This window comes from Clostridium transplantifaecale (assembly GCF_900626075.1).
Lineage (GTDB): Bacteria > Bacillota > Clostridia > Lachnospirales > Lachnospiraceae > Otoolea > Otoolea transplantifaecalis.
Map to the genome: position 1 here is coordinate 690551 of NZ_UYZY01000003.1, position 19399 is coordinate 709949.

General features: G+C 50.5%; 16 protein-coding genes. 15 read left to right on the plus strand and 1 reads right to left on the minus strand.

The annotated features are described in order from the left end of the window. Position 1 precedes the first annotated feature (1 nt). Positions 2-475: a 2-thiouracil desulfurase family protein gene (locus EJL91_RS14545; RefSeq protein WP_125142675.1), complete on the plus strand. Its 474-nt coding sequence runs from the start codon at positions 2-4 to the stop codon at positions 473-475. Here the strand turns inward: EJL91_RS14545 and EJL91_RS14550 are convergent. After that, positions 472-753, minus strand: a complete 282-nt coding sequence (locus tag EJL91_RS14550; protein WP_125142676.1) for a helix-turn-helix domain-containing protein — start codon at positions 751-753, stop codon at positions 472-474. The two genes, EJL91_RS14545 and EJL91_RS14550, sit on opposite strands and share 4 nt — an antisense overlap. Positions 754-1185: 432 nt before the next feature. On the opposite strand from EJL91_RS14550, the gene rbr reads away from it, so the two are divergent. The 14 genes from rbr to EJL91_RS14620 all read left to right on the plus strand — a co-directional run bounded on the left by rbr (position 1186) and on the right by EJL91_RS14620 (position 19393). Further along, positions 1186-1797: a rubrerythrin gene (gene rbr, locus EJL91_RS14555; RefSeq protein ID WP_125142677.1), complete on the plus strand. Its 612-nt coding sequence runs from the start codon at positions 1186-1188 to the stop codon at positions 1795-1797. A gap of 104 nt (positions 1798-1901) precedes the next feature. After that, on the plus strand, positions 1902-2783 hold the full coding sequence (locus EJL91_RS14560; protein ID WP_125142678.1) for a metallophosphoesterase: 882 nt from the start codon (positions 1902-1904) through the stop codon (positions 2781-2783). 165 nt (positions 2784-2948) lie between these two features. Continuing rightward, positions 2949-3752 (plus strand): segregation and condensation protein A, encoded by an 804-nt coding sequence (locus EJL91_RS14565; RefSeq protein ID WP_125142679.1) that lies wholly within the window; start codon positions 2949-2951, stop codon positions 3750-3752. Between the two features lie 8 nt (positions 3753-3760). Continuing rightward, positions 3761-4387: an SMC-Scp complex subunit ScpB gene (gene scpB, locus EJL91_RS14570; RefSeq protein WP_125142680.1), complete on the plus strand. Its 627-nt coding sequence runs from the start codon at positions 3761-3763 to the stop codon at positions 4385-4387. A gap of 710 nt (positions 4388-5097) precedes the next feature. After that, the gene (gene nrdD / locus EJL91_RS14575; RefSeq protein ID WP_125142681.1) at positions 5098-7230 is read left to right on the plus strand and encodes an anaerobic ribonucleoside-triphosphate reductase; all 2133 of its coding nucleotides are present in this window, start codon (positions 5098-5100) and stop codon (positions 7228-7230) included. A 68-nt stretch (positions 7231-7298) separates the two neighbouring features. Next, on the plus strand, positions 7299-7790 hold the full coding sequence (gene nrdG / locus EJL91_RS14580; RefSeq protein WP_125142682.1) for an anaerobic ribonucleoside-triphosphate reductase activating protein: 492 nt from the start codon (positions 7299-7301) through the stop codon (positions 7788-7790). Between the two features lie 234 nt (positions 7791-8024). Next, the gene (gene gltS, locus EJL91_RS14585) at positions 8025-9206 is read left to right on the plus strand and encodes a sodium/glutamate symporter (protein ID WP_125142683.1); all 1182 of its coding nucleotides are present in this window, start codon (positions 8025-8027) and stop codon (positions 9204-9206) included. Between the two features lie 454 nt (positions 9207-9660). Continuing rightward, positions 9661-10092, plus strand: coding sequence for a dUTP diphosphatase (locus EJL91_RS14590; protein ID WP_125142684.1), 432 nt, complete (start codon positions 9661-9663; stop codon positions 10090-10092). A 62-nt stretch (positions 10093-10154) separates the two neighbouring features. Next, positions 10155-10931 (plus strand): tetratricopeptide repeat protein, encoded by a 777-nt coding sequence (locus tag EJL91_RS14595; RefSeq protein WP_125142685.1) that lies wholly within the window; start codon positions 10155-10157, stop codon positions 10929-10931. Positions 10932-10945: 14 nt separating this feature from the next. Beyond that, positions 10946-12202, plus strand: a complete 1257-nt coding sequence (hflX, locus tag EJL91_RS14600) for a GTPase HflX (protein WP_125142686.1) — start codon at positions 10946-10948, stop codon at positions 12200-12202. A gap of 1100 nt (positions 12203-13302) precedes the next feature. After that, positions 13303-15705 carry a ribonucleoside triphosphate reductase gene (locus tag EJL91_RS14605; protein WP_125142687.1) on the plus strand — a complete coding sequence of 801 codons (2403 nt, stop codon included), beginning with the start codon at positions 13303-13305 and terminating at the stop codon, positions 15703-15705. Between the two features lie 343 nt (positions 15706-16048). Beyond that, positions 16049-16912: a hypothetical protein gene (locus EJL91_RS14610; protein ID WP_243125359.1), complete on the plus strand. Its 864-nt coding sequence runs from the start codon at positions 16049-16051 to the stop codon at positions 16910-16912. Between the two features lie 279 nt (positions 16913-17191). Next, positions 17192-18118, plus strand: a complete 927-nt coding sequence (locus EJL91_RS14615; protein WP_125142688.1) for a LysR family transcriptional regulator — start codon at positions 17192-17194, stop codon at positions 18116-18118. Positions 18119-18199: 81 nt separating this feature from the next. Beyond that, positions 18200-19393 carry a M20 family metallopeptidase gene (locus EJL91_RS14620; RefSeq protein WP_125142689.1) on the plus strand — a complete coding sequence of 398 codons (1194 nt, stop codon included), beginning with the start codon at positions 18200-18202 and terminating at the stop codon, positions 19391-19393. Positions 19394-19399 lie beyond the last annotated feature (6 nt).

Consider the following 19399-nt stretch of genomic DNA (forward strand, 5'->3'; position numbering starts at 1 on the left):
TATGTGCAGGGATATAGGAAGAGAGCAGAGAGAAAAGAGAATGGAAACGATTCTGGTAAGCGCCTGTCTGCTGGGAGAAAAATGCAAGTACAGCGGTGAGTCCAATTACTGCCAGGACGTAGTGGATTTTTTAAAGAGCACAGGGGCGGAGATTGTTCCCGTCTGCCCGGAGATACTGGGCGGACTTCCGACCCCCCGCACGCCTGCCGAGATCAGGGATGAGAGAGTGGTCACGGAGGATGGACGCGACGTGACCGCAGAATACTTAAAAGGCGCCGGAGAGACACTTAAAATTGCACAGGAAAAAAACTGCCGGAGGGCAGTCCTTAAAGACAGGAGCCCGTCCTGCGGCAGCGGTTTCATTTACGACGGGAACTTCGCAAAGAAATTAATCCCGGGTGACGGAATGACAGTCCGGCTTTTGAAAGAAGCTGGGATCTGCGTGTGTGGAGAAAGCAGCCTGAAAAAATCCTAAAGCAGTTTCTGTTCGGAATTTTCCAAAGCCCTGAACGAGTCTCTGTCAGAACATACGGGGGACGGCTCACATAAAGTTTCATCCGGCCTGTATTCAAATATATCTTCCACCCTGCAATCCAGAATGCTGCACAGCGTCTCGATTGTATGGGTGGATACATACATATTCTTTTTCAGTCGTCCAATCTGTCCGGCGCTGAATCCATAGTACTTAATCAGACGGTATTGGGTTATCTTTTTTTCTTTCATGGTTTTCCATAATTTATCATAAGTAATCAAGGCATCTATACCTCCCACTACATTAAATACTGAACCGCTTTTGTTGCATATTATCCATAATTGGGTTATGTTCATATTAGGTGCTTGGAAAGGCAGGAAGCGGCGATCTGTCATCTTGCTGTCCACAGAGTGAACAGCAACACGCTTTGCGATGCACAGAAACGGTAAATGCACTGTTTCGCGCCGCAACCCTCGGGTTTTCTGCGACTCACGCTGCGCTCCACTCACAAAAAACGCCTCGCGAGCTTAGTATCCGTTGTGCGCTCCACAAGCGGGAGCCAGTCCCCGTAGGAATTTTTTCTCCCGGATTCCCCCTCACCTAAATTAAAAGTCTGCTTGACGTTTTTTTAAATATAAGTGTATTATGATTGGTATACATTGCCTGTTTTCGGAGAAACTACTACCAACAAATGAATTAGGAGGAATAATTTGATGGACAGTGTTTTAAAAAACAGCGCAACTGCTAAAAATTTAATGCGTGCTTTTGCAGGTGAGAGCCAGGCGAGAAACCGCTACACGTTTGCCGCTTCAGTGGCTAAAAAGGAAGGACTTCCTGTCATTGAGAAGGTCTTTTTATATACGGCCGAACAGGAGAAGGAGCATGCGGAGGTATTCTATAAGTTTTTGAAGGAAATGACGGGAGAGACTATCCATATTGACGGCGGTTATCCGGTTGATATGTGTGAAAAAACCGTGGATCTTTTAAGAGCGGCGGAACACAATGAATTTGAAGAGTTCGACGTGGTATATAAAGATTTCGGTGATGTGGCCCTGGAAGAGGGATTTGACCGTATCGGCCATGTATTCCATATGATCGCGGATATTGAGAAAACCCATGGGGACCGGTTCGGCATTTTTGCTAATCTGCTTGAAAGCAGCAGACTTTTTGCTTCCGAGGAAGATACGGAGTGGATTTGCCTGAACTGCGGCTATATCTTCGAAGGAAAAATTGCTCCCAAGTACTGCCCGGTTTGTGAACATGAGCAGGGATACTTTATACGCCTTGAGCAGGCTCCTTACGCCAACCTGCGTGAGAACTGCTAAGAGGTCTGATGCCTGCGCCGGCTGCGGCCGGAGCAGGCTGATTTTATGACGCTATGCGGCGGCGCCCGGCGCCCCGGATTCTATAAATGATTCAGGAGGATTTTATGATATATGCCTGTGTGGCGGCTCTGGCAGCCGTTGCCGGAGGGCTGGTTCTGCGATCAGAATATGAAAAAAACCATTTTGTCACAGATCACTACCAGATTACTTCGGGGAAAATAAAAGGAAACGAACGGGAATTTGTATTTCTTTCCGATCTACATAATAACGAATTTGGTGAGAAAAACAGGAAATTGATAGAGGAGATCGATAGAATCTGTCCGGACGCCGTTCTGATTGGCGGAGATATGATGGTTACGAGAGGGGATGCCGATTTGCGGGTAACCCTGGAGCTGGTGCGGGAACTGGCTGCGCGTTACCCCGTCTATTATGCCAATGGAAACCATGAAGAGAGGATGAGACGGGAGAGGACGGTCTACGGCGATCTCTATGACCGGTTCACAAGGGAGCTGTCCAGGGCGGGAGCCGTCTATCTATCCGATCAGAGCGCGGACTTTGGTGAGTATATCCGAATCACCGGATGTAATATGGAGGAACAGTATTACCGCCACCGCTTTACTATCCCGGCACTGCCGGAAAAGGAACTGGAGCGCCATGCAGGGAAGGCGGATCCGGAAAGGTTCCAAATTCTTATGCTGCATTCACCGCTGTTTTTTAGGAGCTGCAGGCAGTGGGGAGCCGATTTAACTCTGTCCGGCCATTTCCATGGGGGAACCATCCGCCTGCCGTTTCTGGGCGGCGTGATGACCCCACAATACCAGTTCTTTCTGCCATGGTGCGCCGGCCGGTTTGACAGCGAAGGAAAGACGATGTTAGTCAGCCGCGGGCTGGGAACCCATTCCATCAATATCAGGCTGAACGACAGGCCGCAGCTCATCCGGATCACCCTGAAACCGGAGGGGGTTGCCATGAAAAATCATCTTTGATATACTATCAGGGAAAGACAGCCCTCCGGGTACCGGGGGAGGAAGATGCATTTACGAAAGAAGCAAGACTCTGGTACGGTTTTAGCAGAACCGGGTTTGAGATGGACCGGTCGGTAAAAGACATCCGGTCTTTCGGGAAAATGCAGGAAACGGGACGAAAAAAAGATGGGAATTTCCTACAAGCTTGAGAATTTTGAAGGTCCTCTGGATCTTCTCCTCCATTTAATAGAAAAGAATAAAGTCAGCATCTATGATATCCCGATTGTGCTGATTACGCAGCAGTACCTGGATTACGTCAGCCGGATGGAGAAGACGGATTTGGATATTGTCAGCGAATTCCTCGTGATGGCGGCTACCTTGATTGATATCAAGTCGAGGATGCTTCTGCCTGCCCAGGATGAGGAGGAAGAGGACGAGGAAGATCCGAGAGCCGAGCTGGTACGCAGGCTGCTGGAGTATAAGACGTATAAATATATGGCCCAGGAACTGGAGGAACGGGAGCAGGATGCGGAGCGCCTCCTATTTAAGGAGCCGACGATTCCGAAGGAGGTTTTAAAGTACGAGCCGCCTGTGGATTTGGACAGTCTGCTGGACGGTCTGACTCTGGCAAAGCTTCAGAGTATATTTGACTCCGTGATGAAGCGTAAAGAGGACAAGATTGACCCGGTGAGAAGCAACTTCGGCACAATCCGAAAGGAACCGGTAAGCCTGGAACAGAAAATCGGTTCAGTCATGCAGTATGCGAGAAAACACAGAACCTTCAGCTTCCGCCAGATTCTTGAGAAGCAGCCGGGCCGCCTGGAGGTGGTAGTCACGTTCCTGGCTGTGCTTGAACTGATGAAGATGGGGAAGATCTGCCTGACCCAGGAAGCATTATTTGACGACATGTACATAGAAACCCTGGAACCGGAAGGAGAGACGGGAGAGCTCGATCTGGAAGGTCTGGAGGACTTTGAAGAACAGGAATGAGATAACAGATGGAACAGGAAAATATGGTATTTTCGGAAGATGAGGCAATTGTGGAAGCTGTTCTCTTCACAATAGGCAAATCCGTGGAAGTGCGCCAGATAGCCGCGGCCCTCGGCCGTGACGCGGAGGCGGCGAAGGATGCGGTGATGCGCCTGAAAGAGCGGTATGAGAAGGAGCAGAGGGGAATGCAGATCATAGAGCTGGAAGACAGCTACCAGATGTGCACCAGGGCCAGATACTACGAAAACCTGATACAGGTGGCCTCCGCCCCGAAGAAACAGGTCCTGACGGACGTGGTGTTGGAGACTCTTTCCATTATTGCATATAAACAGCCGATTACAAAGCTGGAGATAGAAAAAATCAGGGGTGTCAAATCCGATCACGCCGTTAACCGCCTGATCGAGTACAACCTGGTATACGAAGTAGGCCGCCTGGATGCCCCAGGCCGCCCTGCCCTCTTTGCCACAACGGAAGAATTCCTGCGCCGCTTCGGCGTCGGATCGACAGAGGAACTGCCGGAAATCAATCCGCGGCAGGTGGATGAATTCAGACTGGAGGTAGAGGAAGAAATAGGGCGGAGAAATGAGGACGCCGTCGGGACGGATGGCGGACGGGATGGTGAGGGGAGTGTGTGAGTCTTCAGTCCCGGGTGGAGTTTGATGGTGATGTGGGGATTCCGGAAGAAAGAAATCCCCCACGGGAAGACTATGGCCGGGACTGAAGACGCGAAGGTTATCGCTTTCACCTATCCGCCCCGCCAACTGTCCTGTTTCTGGGGGGGGGGAAATCAAACTACTACGCTATATCAAACAAAAACAGACTAATTCCCAAGACACGTTTTTTACCGCATTTTCACCACTATATCGAATCTAATGCGTACTATTCAGAAATTTCCAGATTGCCCCGCAATCTTTTCAACAAGCCAATCGATCTAATCTATATATACCCCATCATCCCTAAAAAAAATATCCGGATAAACCTAATGCCATCGATCTCCCCCTACGCCCCCTCTTGACAGCTGAGACTATCAGCAGACGGAACGGATGGATACGGCAGCAAGCCAAGAAACAGGGGCTTACAAGCGGGCTGATTTCTGCTGCTTTCCGTAGCAAAAGGTCCTTTTGGTCCCAAAAACAGGCCGAATTTTGTATAAAAATGTGGAAATGGAGCTTGACGCATTGCGGCTGGGATGATAGGATAAGTACCGTGATTTTTTTGATGAATACAGGATATAGAAACAGTAACGAAAAGGATAACGATATGTAGATAAATCGGAACGCTCCGCAGAGAAGAATGTCCGGACGAAGAGGATAAGGCGGGAATTTTAGGAAAACAGGAGGACGGAATGAAAAATTCGGAGATAAAAGTTATTAAAAAGGATGGGACAAGGGAAGATTTTAATGTCCAGAAGGTCGTGGTGGCCGTCAATAAATCGGCGGAGCGCGCTATGGTTCACTTCACGCAGGAGGAAATTGAATTTATCTGCCGTTTTGTGCAGGATAAGGTGGAGGAACTGAATGAGAATCAGATTCCGATTTTCCAGATGCATAACCTGGTGGAGGGAGCGCTGGAACGGGTGAACCCGGCGGTGGCTAAAAGCTACCGCGATTACCGCAACTACAAACAGGATTTCGTGCAGATGCTGGATGACGTATATAAGAAAAGCCAGTCCATTATGTATATCGGAGATAAGGAAAACAGCAACACCGACAGCGCCCTGGTGTCCACCAAGCGGAGCCTGATTTTTAATGAGCTGAATAAATCGCTGTATCAGAAATTCTTTATGACGGTGGAGGAGCTTCAGGCCTGCCGCGACGGATATCTCTATATCCACGACATGTCCGCCCGGCGCGATACAATGAACTGCTGTCTGTTCGATGTAAAGAGCGTCCTGTCGGGCGGTTTTGAGATGGGAAATCTCTGGTACAATGAGCCGAAGACTCTGGATGTGGCCTTCGACGTCATCGGAGACATTGTGCTCAGCGCGGCCAGCCAGCAGTACGGAGGATTTACCGTTCCGAGCGTGGAGGAAATCCTGGCTCCGTATGCGGAAAAATCCTATGAAAAATACCTGGAGAAATACATGCTTCTGGGACTTGATAAGGAGAAAGCGGAGGAAGTGGCCGTTTCCGATATCAAGCGCGACATGGAACAGGGATTCCAGGGCTGGGAATACAAGTTTAATTCTGTCTCCTCCAGCCGCGGGGACTATCCCTTCATCACAATGACGGCAGGCACGGGTAAAAGCCGTTTTGCAAAGCTGGCGACCATCACAATGCTGGAAGTGAGGCAAAGGGGAGAGGGGAAGGAAGGCTGCAAGAAGCCGGTCCTGTTCCCGAAAATCGTTTTTCTCTATGATGAAAAGCTCCACGGGCCGGGCTGCGAGCTGGAAGATGTGTTTGAAGCGGGAATCAGATGTTCCGCAAGGACGATGTATCCGGACTGGCTTTCACTGACCGGCGAGGGATATATTGCCGGAATGTATAAAAAGTATGGAAAGATCATTTCCCCAATGGGCTGCCGCGCATTTTTATCGCCCTGGTATGAGAGGGGCGGCATGAATCCGGCCGACGAAAAGGACGAACCGGTCTTTGTGGGCCGTTTTAATATCGGCGTAGTCAGCCTCCACCTCCCGATGATTCTCGCCAGGGCAAGGCAGGAGAGCCGGGATTTCTATGAAGTGCTGGACTATTATCTGGACCTGATCCGGAAGATTCATATCCGCACCTATGCATACCTGGGAGAGATGCGCGCATCCACCAATCCCCTGGCCTACTGTGAGGGCGGGTTTTACGGCGGCCGCCTGGGACTTCACGACAAGATTAAGCCGCTGCTAAGGACGGCGACGGCATCCTTTGGAATTACCGCGTTCAACGAGCTTCAGCAGCTCTACAACGGAAAGTCCCTGGTGGAGGACGGCCGGTTTGCCCTTGAAGTCCTTGAACACATTAACCGGAAGGTGGAAGAGTTCAAGACAGAGGACGGAAACCTTTACGCTATCTACGCGACGCCGGCGGAGAACCTCTGCGGCCTCCAGGTGAAGCAGTTCCGCAAAAAATACGGAATTATCGAGAATGTATCCGACCGCGAATACGTCAGCAACGGTTTCCACTGCCATGTGACGGAGGAGATTTCCCCGATCCGGAAGCAGGATCTGGAATACAGGTTCTGGGAGCTGTCGAACGGGGGTAAGATCCAGTATGTGAAATACCCCATCGACTATAACCTGGAAGCCGTCAGAACCCTGGTACGGCGCGCTATGGAGATGGGGCTTTACGAGGGTGTGAACCTGTCCCTTTCCTACTGTGACGACTGCGGCCATCAGGAACTCGACATGGACGTCTGCCCGGCCTGCGGCAGCAGCAACCTGACGAAGATAGACAGGATGAACGGGTATTTAAGCTATTCCCGTGTCAAGGGTGATACACGGTTAAATGAGGCGAAAATGGCTGAGATAGCTGAGAGAAAGTCCATGTAGGGCGGAGAAAAAATCGGGAAAACAGACCCGGGAAATACAGAACGGACAAAACAGATCGGAGTTTAAAAATGCATTATCACAATATTACAAAAGACGATATGCTCAACGGAGACGGCTTAAGGGTCGTTCTCTGGGCGGCAGGCTGCAGCCATGGCTGTAAGGGCTGCCACAACCCGGTAACCTGGGACGCGGAAGGGGGAATTCCCTTTGATGAGGCGGCATGGCGGGAGATAGCGGAGGAATTGGGCAAACAATATATTTCCGGCATCACGTTCAGCGGCGGCGATCCGCTTTACCTTAAGAACCGGGAGGACACCGAAGCGCTTATCAGAAGGGTCAGGGCGGAATTTCCGGATAAAACCGTGTGGCTGTATACAGGATTTACCTGGGAGGAGATAAAAGCGCTGCCGTTTATCGGCCTGGTCGACGTCCTGGTGGACGGCCGGTTTGTGGAGGAGCTTAAGGACAGCACGCTGAAGTGGAAGGGCAGTTCCAACCAGCGGGTGATCGATGTGAAAAAGAGCCTGGACGCGGACAGGCCGGTTCTTTATACTGAATGACGGGAGCTTTAAAGCAGGCCCGGCAGGTCTTAAAACAGGATCTGCCGGGCCTGCCTTTTGCAGAAAAAACAGGACTTTGTAAAGACAAGTTAAGAAAATGCTAAACAAAAAGTTGATTTGCAAGCCGTTCCTTTATCGATTCCTTAACAGAAGCCTGGTGTAATTTTCTGTTACTTTCTGTAGTGACGGGTGAAAAATGATTACACAAAACAAAAGTGAGAAGGAGGAGTTAGTATGATGGTAATTGAGCTTGATATGTATCAGGCCTGTGCGCTGGGGGCACTCGTCTATTGTTTGGGAAGGTTTATGGTAAAGAAGCTGGGGTTCCTCAGTAAGTACTGTATTCCGGCACCGGTAGCAGGAGGTATCGTCTTCGCATTAGCACATCTGGCGCTTTACGGAGCGGGAGTCCTGGAATTCTCATTTGATACTACAGTTCAGACGATTCTTATGACCGTATTCTTCTGCAGCGTAGGTTTCACAGCCTGTTTCAGACTTTTGAAAAAGGGCGGCCTGCAGGTATTTATATTCCTTGCATTGGCGGTAGGTATGTGTATTATCCAGGATGCAGTAGGCAGCGGACTGGCGGCGGCATTTGGACTTAACCCGCTTTTAGGCCTCTGTATGGGTTCCATGCCTCTGGTAGGCGGCCACGGAACCTCGGGTTCCTTCGGACCTCTTCTGGAACAGACATACGGTGTATCGGGAGCTCTTACCGTTGCCCTGGCTGCAGCGACATACGGCCTTGTTTCAGGAAGTATGATGGGCGGGCCGATTGCAAGGGCGCGGGTTGAAAAAATGGGACTTAAATCAACTGCCAAGGCAGAAGGAAACGTAATTGACGAGATCGGTTCCCCGATCGACGGACAGAAATTTACCAATGCAGCGGCATTTCTTGCGGTCGCCATCGGTATCGGAACCCTGATTTTCGCTTTCTTTAAAAATATCGGCCTCACAATGCCTGCTTATATCGGCGCAATGCTCTGTGCTGCGGCAATCCGTAACATCTGGGACGTAAAGAACTCGGAACTTCCAATGGAAGAAATTGATGCGCTTGGCGGGCTCTCCCTGAACCTTTATCTGGCGATGGCGATGATGAACCTGAAGCTGTGGCAGCTTGCCGCGCTGGCTCTTCCGATGATTGTCATCCTGCTTGTACAGACTGTGGTAATGTTCCTTTACGCCAACTACGCAGTATTCAACATCATGGGCCGCGACTATGAGGCGGCAGCTATGACGACGGCATTCTGCGGATTCGGTATGGGCGCCACACCGAACGCAATGGCAAACATGAGAGCATTACAGGAAAAATACGGCCCTGCCCCGAGAGCATTCTTTATCGTGCCTCTGGTAGGAAGCCTGTTTGTAGACTTCTTTAACTCGATGGTGCTTACAACCTTCATGAATATTTTGTAAGATTCGGGGTAACTATTCTGAAGGCAGTATTCCGCGAGGTGTTTTCATGAGTTTTACATGAAAATCCCGAGTTTAGCCAGCGCGAAACAGCGTTTTCTGCTGTTTCTGTGCATCGCGAAGCGGTAACTATGAAGGTACTGAATAGTTACGATTCGGGTATAAACACCCTTATCCCTGATATTATTTGTTTACGTTGGGAACTGCCCCATCCAGGCTCCGGTCTGGATGGGGCAGTTTTCCGCATTGCAGGAAAAAAAGCCGTTTCCGTACATCCCATTTCAGGCGTTACTGTTTTCAGGCAATGTCCCGCGATGCAGTGTGAACAGCAATAAGTTGCTTTACCGCAGGCCAAAAGGATGTTATAATCTTACTGCACTGCAAAGCAGAAGGCGCGGCAGCTATGGCGTTTGACGGCTGGCAGTCCTTACTTTACATAGACAGAGGAGACAGACAAATGAGAATTAAAATCAAATATTTTACCGACAAAATAGAAAAACTTGATTATATTGCAGGGAAATCCGACTGGATTGATCTGAGGGCAGCGGCGGATGTTGAGCTGAAACAGGGAGAATTTGCCCTGATTCCCCTGGGTGTGGCGATGGAACTTCCCAACGGTTATGAGGCGCATGTGGTTCCAAGAAGCAGCACATTCAAAAACTTCGGAATCATCCAGACAAACCATATGGGCATTATTGACGAGACCTACTGCGGCGATAACGACCAGTGGTTCTTCCCGGCCTATGCTCTCAGGGACACAAAGATTAACACAGGCGACCGGATTTGCCAGTTCCGTATCATGGAGCACCAGCCTGCAATCGAATTCGAGGAGGCGCCTTCTCTCGGCCACGAGGACAGAGGCGGCCACGGCAGCACCGGAAAGAACTGATTGGAAAAAGTCTGATTGGAAAAGGACTCGGGAATCATTCGGAGAATACGAGGTGTGGACTAATGAGAAAAGGAACGTCAATTATCCTTGCGGCGCTTACCGCGTCGGCGCTCATGCTGGGCGGATGCGGGGAGCCGAAAGCGGCAAAAGAGGCGAGGCTTAAAGGAATCGAACAGGTGAAAAGCGGCGACTATGCGTCGGCGGTGGAATCCTTTGATCTGGCCCTTAAAGAAGCGGACGGAGTAGTAAATGCCTTTGAACTGGATATACTGAAATACAGGGGCGAAGCGGAATTTATGCTGGAAGACTACACGGCTGCTGCGCATACGTACGGAATTCTGGCGGATGTGGATGAGAAGGAGCCGGAGTATCTGTATTACAAAGCGGCGTCCGAGGCCATGTCCGGGGATCCGGATACGGCAGCCGAGACGTATGCGAAGGCAAAAGAGACGGTAAAGAGCGAAGAAAAGACGGCGGCCGGAGCCGGGATTGCAGTGTCCTCGATTGCGGATGCCTACAGGACGGCGGGGAATTACGATAAGGCGGTGGAGTTTTGTGAAGCGGCCATAAGCAGCGGGATTTCAGGCCCCGGGATTTACAACCAGATGGGCCTCTGCATGATGGCGGCCGAGCGATTTGACGAGGCGATTTCCTATTTTGAGCAGGGGATTGCTATGGGCGGTTCCGAAGAGAGCCGCCAGATGATGTACAACGTGGGCGCTGTTTATGAGAAAAGAGGCGATTTCGCAAAGGCGCTGGAGACCTTCAGAAGCTATGTGGCGGAGTATGGTTCCACGCCCGAACTGGAGAAGGAAATTGCATTTCTGGAGAGCCGTTAGAAGGCGGGAGGAATATGGCAGAACTGATTAATTTAAAAGAGCTTGAGGAGCGTGTGATCCTGATTGCGGTCAGCACCTCCGATGAAGATGATACAAAAGAGTCCCTGGACGAACTGGAAGAACTGGCCGATACGGCCGGAGCCGTGACGGTGGATAAGATCATCCAGAACAGGGAGAGAATTCATCCCGGCACTTACCTTGGTAAGGGAAAGATCGAGGAAGTGCGGGAACGTGTATGGGAGCTGGGCGCAACGGGCGTAATCTGTGATGACGAGCTTTCACCGGCACAGCTTCGCAACCTGGAAAATGCTCTGGATACAAAGGTAATGGACCGGACGATGGTCATCCTGGATATTTTTGCGGCTCACGCCGTTACGAGCGAGGGAAAGATACAGGTGGAGCTGGCGCAGCTCAAGTACCGGGCGGCCCGCCTTGTGGGCCTTAGAAACTCCCTTTCACGTCTGGGAGGCGGAATCGGCACAAGAGGGCCCGGTGAGAAAAAACTGGAGGTGGACCGCCGTTTGATCCACGACCGGATCGGACAATTGAAAGCGGAACTTGAGGAAGTCAAGCGCCACAGGGAGGTTTCCAGAAAACAGCGTGACCGGAACTACACGTTGTCGGCGGCGATTGTAGGCTATACCAACGCCGGTAAATCCACGCTGCTTAATAAACTGACGGGAGCCGGAATCCTGGCGGAGGACAAGCTGTTCGCCACCCTCGATCCCACCACAAGGGGGATGGAACTGCCCAGCGGGCAGCAGATTCTCCTGACCGATACGGTTGGGTTCATCAGAAAACTTCCCCACCATCTGATTGAGGCGTTTCGGAGCACCCTGGAGGAGGCCAGATACAGCGATATCATCCTCCATGTGGTAGACTGTTCCAACCCTCAGATGGACGCACAGATCCACATCGTTTATGAGACGCTGAGGAAACTTGAGATTACGGATAAGACCGTGGTCACTGTCTTTAACAAAATCGACCGGCTGGAACACGAAGTAATTCTTAAGGATCTGCAGTCCGACTACCAGGTGAGGGTTTCCGCCAAAACAGGCGGAGGGCTGAATGAACTGACGGAGATTCTGGAAACCATTCTGCGGAGCCGGAAAATCTTCCTGGAAAAACTGTATCCTTATAAAGATGCGGGGAAGATTCAGACCATCCGCAAGTACGGCCAGCTCCTTTCGGAAGAGTACCGGGATGACGGGATTATGGTGACGGCATACGTGCCGACCGAATTGTATTCCGGCCTGATGACGGACGGCTGATGATAGTAAGAAGGAACAGGCGGTAAAATGGGGATTTGATTGAGAAATGAGGACGCCGCCGTCAGGCCGGGGACCGGGGTGGTGAGGGGGATCGATGAGTCTTTCGTCCCGGGCATCAGGTTGTCGCGGGCGGGGAATACGGGCAGAAAAAGTTCCTCCGGGAAACGCTCGCGCTCGTTGGAGTACATAATGGTGCTAACCTCGAAAAGACCTCGGTAAGTACCAATGAACTCCCAGGTTCCCTCCGGAATCTTTTTCTCCCTTCTTCCCCGCAGGAAGGTTATGGCCGGGACGAAAGACTCAGCCTAGGACGTCTGCCCGGCCCCCATCCTGCGGCGGCTGATCTGTCCTATTTCTTCAATGGGGGAGGCGCTTGTCGCTGCCACTACGTTTCTCTGGATGCTGGAAAACTACATCCTGTTCACTATGAGACTATGTAAACTTATAATCTTATAATCTTAGAGTGTTTATTCTGATACTCTTTATAATGCAACCCAAGATATCATCAGAATGTAAAAGAATCACGACTATATCGTGGCCGCGACAATACCACCTCCCCACTTGACGAAAGAGACAATCAGCCCCTGAAGCCGGCGGACGGGGCAACACACTTCGCTGAGTCTTCAGTCCCGCCGACAACCTACCCGGGGAAGGAAGGAGAAAACTTTCCGAAGGGAGACCTTGGAATCCGCCGGTGCTTGCTGAGGTCTTACACGAAGCTAGCATCCGCTGCGCATTCCACAAGCGGGAGCGAGTCCCCGCAGGAATTTTTTCTCCTGGATTCCCCCTCACGACAACCTATAAACCGGGACTGAAGACTCATACACACCCTCCCACCACCCCGTCCGCCGTCTTACAGAGGCGTCCTCGCATCTCAACTAAATCCCCATTTAAAGGCGGAAACGCCGTTTCGCACCGAGTCCCCCGGGACTTTCACGCAAAATGCGCGTGAAAATACCTCTCGTGATACTGCCTGTGAACAGTAATACACAATATCTGGTATCTTAAAAAAAACCAAACCAGATATTGTGTTTTGTTATACCATCTGCTATAATTGGAAACGAACCCTCTTTGGGTGCAGGATGAAAGGAGTAGGGAAAATGATCAGCGTTATAAAGCGTGACGGAGAAGTGGCGGAATTCAATCTGGGAAAGATTACGAACGCAATTAAGAAGGCCTTTAAGGCGACGAAGAATGACTATAATCAGGAGATTCTGGAACTGTTATCCCTGAGAGTTACAGCCGATTTCCAGTCCAAGATGTCGGAAGGGAAAATCAGCGTGGAAGAGGTGCAGGACAGTGTAGAGCATGTGCTGGAACAGACAGGCTACACGGAAGTTGCCAAGGCGTACATTCTATATAGAAAACAGAGAGAGAAAATCCGTAACATGAAGGCGACCATCCTGGATTACAAGGATGTGGTCAACAACTATGTTAAGGTGGAGGACTGGCGGGTTAAAGAGAACTCCACGGTCACCTATTCGGTGGGCGGACTCATTTTAAGCAACTCCGGAGCGGTAACGGCGAACTACTGGCTCTCCGAGGTCTATGATCATGAGATTGCGGAGGCTCACAGGAATGCGGACATCCATCTGCATGACTTATCGATGCTGACAGGCTACTGCGCCGGCTGGTCTTTAAAACAGCTTCTGATGGAAGGACTGGGCGGAATACCGGGAAAGATTACTTCCTCACCGGCCAAGCACCTCTCCGTACTGTGCAACCAGATGGTCAACTTCCTGGGTATCATGCAGAACGAGTGGGCCGGAGCTCAGGCATTTTCCTCTTTTGATACATACCTTGCGCCCTTTGTAAAAGTTGACAATTTATCATACGATGCCGTAAAGAAATGTATTGAATCCTTTATCTACGGTGTCAATACGCCGAGCCGCTGGGGAACCCAGGCTCCATTCTCCAATATCACCCTGGACTGGACCGTCCCGGACGATATGGCCGAGATGAATGCCATTGTCGGCGGCAGAGAGATGGATTTTAAATATAAAGACTGTAAGACGGAGATGGATCTGATTAACAAGGCATTTGTCGAGACGATGATTGAGGGGGACGCCAACGGACGCGGATTCCAATATCCTATTCCGACTTATTCCATCACAAAGGATTTTGACTGGTCCGACACGGAGAACAACCGCCTCCTGTTCGAGATGACATCCAAATACGGAACGCCGTATTTTTCCAACTATATCAACAGTGATATGCAGCCGAGCGACGTCAGGAGCATGTGCTGCCGCTTAAGACTGGATCTGCGCGAGCTGCGCAAGAAGACGGGCGGGTTCTTCGGCTCCGGTGAGAGTACCGGTTCCGTGGGCGTTGTGACGATCAACATGCCGAGAATCGCTTACCTGGCGATGAACGAGGAGGATTTTTACAGACGCCTCGACCACATGATGGATATTTCCGCACGCTCGTTACATATCAAGAGGGAGGTTATCACAAAGCTTCTGGATAACGGCCTCTATCCATATACAAAACGCTATCTGGGAACCTTTGCTAACCATTTTTCCACCATCGGCCTTCTGGGCATGAACGAGGCGGGACTCAATGCGAGATGGCTGCGTAAGGATATGACCCATGAAGAGACACAGGAATTTACCAAGAATGTGCTGAACCACATGAGGGAACGCCTCTCCGACTATCAGGAGATGTACGGCGACCTCTACAATCTGGAGGCGACTCCGGCGGAATCCACTTCCTACCGTCTGGCAAAGCACGACAGGAAGCATTACCCGGATATTATCGCCGCAGGCCAGCCTGGTGAGATTCCGTATTATACCAACAGCTCTCATCTTCCGGTAGGTTATACGGCGGATATCTTCGATGCACTGGATGTCCAGGACGAGATTCAGACGCTTTATACCTCCGGCACGGTGTTCCATGCATTCCTGGGGGAGAAGCTGCCCGACTGGAGATCGGCGGCCAAGCTGGTGCGCACGATAGCTGAGAACTACAAGCTTCCGTACTATACCCTGTCGCCCACTTACTCCATCTGCCAGGAGCACGGTTATTTGATCGGTGAACACTTTACCTGCCCTGTCTGTGGAAAGAAAGCGGAAGTTTACAGCCGTATCACAGGATATTACCGTCCGGTGCAGAACTGGAATGAGGGAAAGACGCAGGAGTACAAGGACAGGACGTCTTACGATGTGACGCGTAGCGTTTTGAAAAATGGAAAGAAATTCATCCTGGAACCGCAGGAAAATGAGAACAGGGGACAGAAAGAGCCGGAAAGAACAGCAGAGACCGGGAATGGAGACAGAGAGGGAATCTACCTTTTTACAACAAAGACATGCCCTAACTGCAAGATAGCTAAAGAGTTCCTGAAAGACCGGGAATACGAGGTGGTGGACGCCGAGGAAAATCCGGAGCTGTCCGACCGTTTCGGCATCATGCAGGCCCCTACCCTTGTCCAGGTAGGTAAAGACGGAGAAATTAAAAAATACGTCAACGCTTCTAATATCAGAAAGTTTGCAGAAGAGAACAGGTAATGACAGCCGCTCAGACGTTGCCTGAGAAACGGATGCTCATTGCCGATAAAGCATCAGCTGCCCGCACACGCCCGGAATCAGATTCCGGCGCGGCGGGCGGTTTTTGCGTTAACAGTTCGTGTTCCTATGATATAAAAAGCCGCCGGGATTGTAATAAAACTTTAAACGAAAGGTAACACATCATTTTTCCTCCTTTGATATAATGAGAATGTAAATCTGGCGGATACTGGAAGTTTGGGATAGAACTACAGGCTTAAGACAGAACTACAGTCTTAGGACTAACTACAGGCTGGAGACAGAAACACAGGCTGCGGCAGTGATGATAGAAGAGGAGGAGACGATTATGAAAAGAACTATGGTGAGGCGGTGTCTGATCGCGGCCCTGATCTCGGGCATGACGTTTTTATACGGATGCGGCGGGCCACAGGCCGGGGCGGCGGATGAGACGGCAGGAACCTCTCAAAGCGGGTCTGCGGGAGGAATTGAGCAGACAGACGCGGCGGGAGAGAGCGGAGCGGGAAATGAAAATGCAAATGATACGCCCGATTATTCCACAGGCGGAACGCGCTATGAAATCCTGGAGGTAAAGGATACCTACATTCTGGTCATAGATCCGGAAAAAGAGTATGGCCTTTATACGGCAGGCTACGGTCCGCTTCTGGAGGATGAGAAAGGCGGGAAGATAGAGATTTCTGATTTAAAGCAGGGCATGATTGTGGAACTGTTCTGGAATGGAATGGTTCAGGAAACTTACCCGGCGCAGTTTACTTTTGATAAGCTGAGGCTCACCGGGGAAACGGGCAGCAGGGAATTCGCGCTCTATGCCGGGATCATGAAGGAACTGGCCGAGAAAGATCCAGGGCTTAACGAGGGGATTTCAGAGAGTTATTTTGACTTTACAGGAGTTACTTCCCTGACTGCGGCTGAGAAAGAGGGCCTTGCCTATCTGTCGGGAGGCTATTACGGAGTCTGGGGAAGGCAGGCAACGGCAGAAGAACTGACCGCGGAAGGACTTATGGACCGGGAAAAAGGAATTGAGAACGGAATCCTTATTACGCTGGAGGAACTTTCAGCAAATGGGAACAAAGTGAAATGCAATGCCACAAAGTACAGAAGCGGTACGGGAGCCTATTACCTGAATAACATAACGGCCCAATATTCGGACGGGGAGTGGGCTTATACGATTGGTTCCGAAGCGATAAGCTGACGGACTTCGCAGAAGTATTTAAGGATAATAGAAATGCGCCCAGGGGATTGAGCGGCGCTCATATGGTGCAGGACCTGCCTGTTAGAAATAAGATAAAAAATGTATTTAAAAAATAAATACTAAATTAAAAATATATAAGTTTTATAAAATTATATTCTGTGGTAAAATAGAACTGCTATAATATTTAAGCGCTTTTTAGTTATAAAGCGCTTATCCATCATATCCCTGCGATCCCCATACGGCATCCGCACGGGAGATACGCAGGAAAGGAAGTTTACCATGAACCTGAAAGAACAGACTTACGTTTGTGTGCTGGCGGAATGCGGCAACATCACCAAAGCGGCGGACAGGCTGTATATATCCCAGCCGGCCCTCAGCATCTATATCAACAATCTGGAAAAAATGCTGGGCACAAAGCTGTTTGAGCGGGCCGGTAAGCGGTTTGTCCTGACCTATGCGGGCGAACTCTATGTGGAAAAAGCGAGGAAGATGCTGGAGCTCAAGAAGGAATTCGACGAGGCGCTGGCAGGCCTGATGAATAATAAAAGAGGGAAAATACGTGTCGGGGTGCAGCTGCGCCGTGAGACATGGCTCCTCCCCCCGGTCCTCTACCGGTTTGCAAGTGAATATCCCGGCATTGAAGTGGTGATCCGGGAAGGTAATATGTGGGAGTTGAGCCAAATGCTGGAGCGGTATGAACTGGATCTTGTTCTGATGAATTCCGCTGCCATCCGAAAGGATATGGAGTATCAGGTGCTCTTTGAGGAGGAGCTGCTGATTGCGGTGCCGCAAATCCATCCCCTGAACGAGAAGGCGGTCTATGTGGAAGGTTCCCGCTACAGGAACCTGGATCTCAACTGGCTGGAGGGGGAAAACCTGATTCTGCAGCACCCGAACCAGAGTATCCGCGCCGATGTGGATGCCGCCCTGAAGGATGCGGGCGTGCACCCGGGGAAAATCCAGGTGATCCGGAATATTGAGACGGCTATCCAGATGACAGCCGAGGGACTGGGAATCAGCTTCAACAGGGAAAGCTATGCCGGTAATATGAAATACAGGAAAAAGGTCAATTATTATACCATGGGCGAATCCTCCAGAAAGACCGCTTTTGTGGCCGGCTACCGGCAGGGAATGTACGTGCCGGAATATATGCAGCATTTTATAAAGTTAATCAGTGAACAAGGAAAGGAATATATATTTTCCTAATACAAATAATAAAAACTATAAATTATACAAATACCTCCTGAATCGATATACTGAGTGTATCAGATTGAAGGAGGTATTTTTATGGTAATGGAAAAAGAGAAAATGTACCGGTACATAGATACAATTGCGCCTCAGATGGCGGCTATGTCCGATGATATTTTCGACCATCCTGAACTGGGGCTGAACGAACATCATGCCTCTTCACTGTTGACGGAGTGGCTGGAAAAAGAGGGGTTTTCGGTGGAACGCCAGGTAGCGGGAGTGGAAACAGCATTCAGGGCAATTTACCACCATGGAAACGGCGGCCCGAACATCGGCCTTCTGTGTGAGTATGATGCTCTCCCTGAAATCGGCCATGCCTGCGGGCACCAGCTTCAGGGACCGTCAATCCTGGCTGCGGCCGCTGCCCTTAAGAACGCTGAAACAAAAGAGAACTACACGGTAACTGTGTATGGAACTCCGGCGGAAGAGAGTGTCAGCGGTAAAATTATGATGGTGAAGAATGGCTGCACTTTTGAAGAACTGGACGTGGCCTTGATGATGCATGGAAGCGGCGCAACCCAGGTGGATGTGAAAAGCCTGGCGCTTTCCAAATTCAAAATCATTTTCCACGGAGTCAGCGCCCATGCGGCCGTGAAACCCGAGAAAGGGAGGAGCGCCCTGGACGGACTTATCATGGCATGCCAGGGAGTGGAATTCCTCCGTGAACACGTGGCGGATGATGTGAAAATGCACTACACCATTGTAAATTGCGGAGGCACACCCGCCAATATCGTTCCGGCGACCGCTGAGGCCAGCTTTTATGTCCGTTCTTACAGCCGTACCTATCTTGACACGGTGATCGAACGTTTTAAGAAAGTGCTTCAGGGAGCAGCGATGATGACGGAAACAGAAGTGGAAATCATCGAAGAAAAGGGGATCGACAGCAAGATTCCGTGCCTTGCCTTAAACGATGTCCTGATGGCAAACGCTTCTCTGGCAGAGGCGCCGAGAATCAGGCCTGCAAGAGAAAAAACGGGTTCCACCGATTTCGGCAACATCATGCACCGCGTACCGGGGTCCTGTATCAGGGTGGCATTCGTAAAAGAGGATGCGGCGTCCCATTCACAGGACTATGTAAATGCGGGAAAGAGCAGCGAAGCCCATGACGCAATTGTTTACGGAGCAAAGATTCTGGCCGGTTCGGCCCTGGATCTTGTGATGCAGCCGGAGCTTCTTGAATCGGTGAAAAAAGAATTTGCCGCGAGACTGGCTGATGAGATGAAAATGAATTAAAGGGGG

Excerpts from the sequence above, each read along its gene's own strand:
- EJL91_RS14545 (WP_125142675.1), top strand. The coding sequence starts at position 2 with ATGTGCAGGGATATAGGAAGAGAGCAGAGAGAAAAGAGAATGGAAACG.
- rbr (WP_125142677.1), top strand. The coding sequence starts at position 1,186 with ATGGACAGTGTTTTAAAAAACAGCGCAACTGCTAAAAATTTAATGCGT.
- EJL91_RS14560 (WP_125142678.1), top strand. The coding sequence starts at position 1,902 with ATGATATATGCCTGTGTGGCGGCTCTGGCAGCCGTTGCCGGAGGGCTG.
- EJL91_RS14565 (WP_125142679.1), top strand. The coding sequence starts at position 2,949 with ATGGGAATTTCCTACAAGCTTGAGAATTTTGAAGGTCCTCTGGATCTT.
- scpB (WP_125142680.1), top strand. The coding sequence starts at position 3,761 with ATGGAACAGGAAAATATGGTATTTTCGGAAGATGAGGCAATTGTGGAA.
- nrdD (WP_125142681.1), top strand. The coding sequence starts at position 5,098 with ATGAAAAATTCGGAGATAAAAGTTATTAAAAAGGATGGGACAAGGGAA.
- nrdG (WP_125142682.1), top strand. The coding sequence starts at position 7,299 with ATGCATTATCACAATATTACAAAAGACGATATGCTCAACGGAGACGGC.
- gltS (WP_125142683.1), top strand. The coding sequence starts at position 8,025 with ATGATGGTAATTGAGCTTGATATGTATCAGGCCTGTGCGCTGGGGGCA.
- EJL91_RS14590 (WP_125142684.1), top strand. The coding sequence starts at position 9,661 with ATGAGAATTAAAATCAAATATTTTACCGACAAAATAGAAAAACTTGAT.
- EJL91_RS14595 (WP_125142685.1), top strand. The coding sequence starts at position 10,155 with ATGAGAAAAGGAACGTCAATTATCCTTGCGGCGCTTACCGCGTCGGCG.
- hflX (WP_125142686.1), top strand. The coding sequence starts at position 10,946 with ATGGCAGAACTGATTAATTTAAAAGAGCTTGAGGAGCGTGTGATCCTG.
- EJL91_RS14605 (WP_125142687.1), top strand. The coding sequence starts at position 13,303 with ATGATCAGCGTTATAAAGCGTGACGGAGAAGTGGCGGAATTCAATCTG.
- EJL91_RS14610 (WP_243125359.1), top strand. The coding sequence starts at position 16,049 with ATGAAAAGAACTATGGTGAGGCGGTGTCTGATCGCGGCCCTGATCTCG.
- EJL91_RS14615 (WP_125142688.1), top strand. The coding sequence starts at position 17,192 with ATGAACCTGAAAGAACAGACTTACGTTTGTGTGCTGGCGGAATGCGGC.
- EJL91_RS14620 (WP_125142689.1), top strand. The coding sequence starts at position 18,200 with ATGGTAATGGAAAAAGAGAAAATGTACCGGTACATAGATACAATTGCG.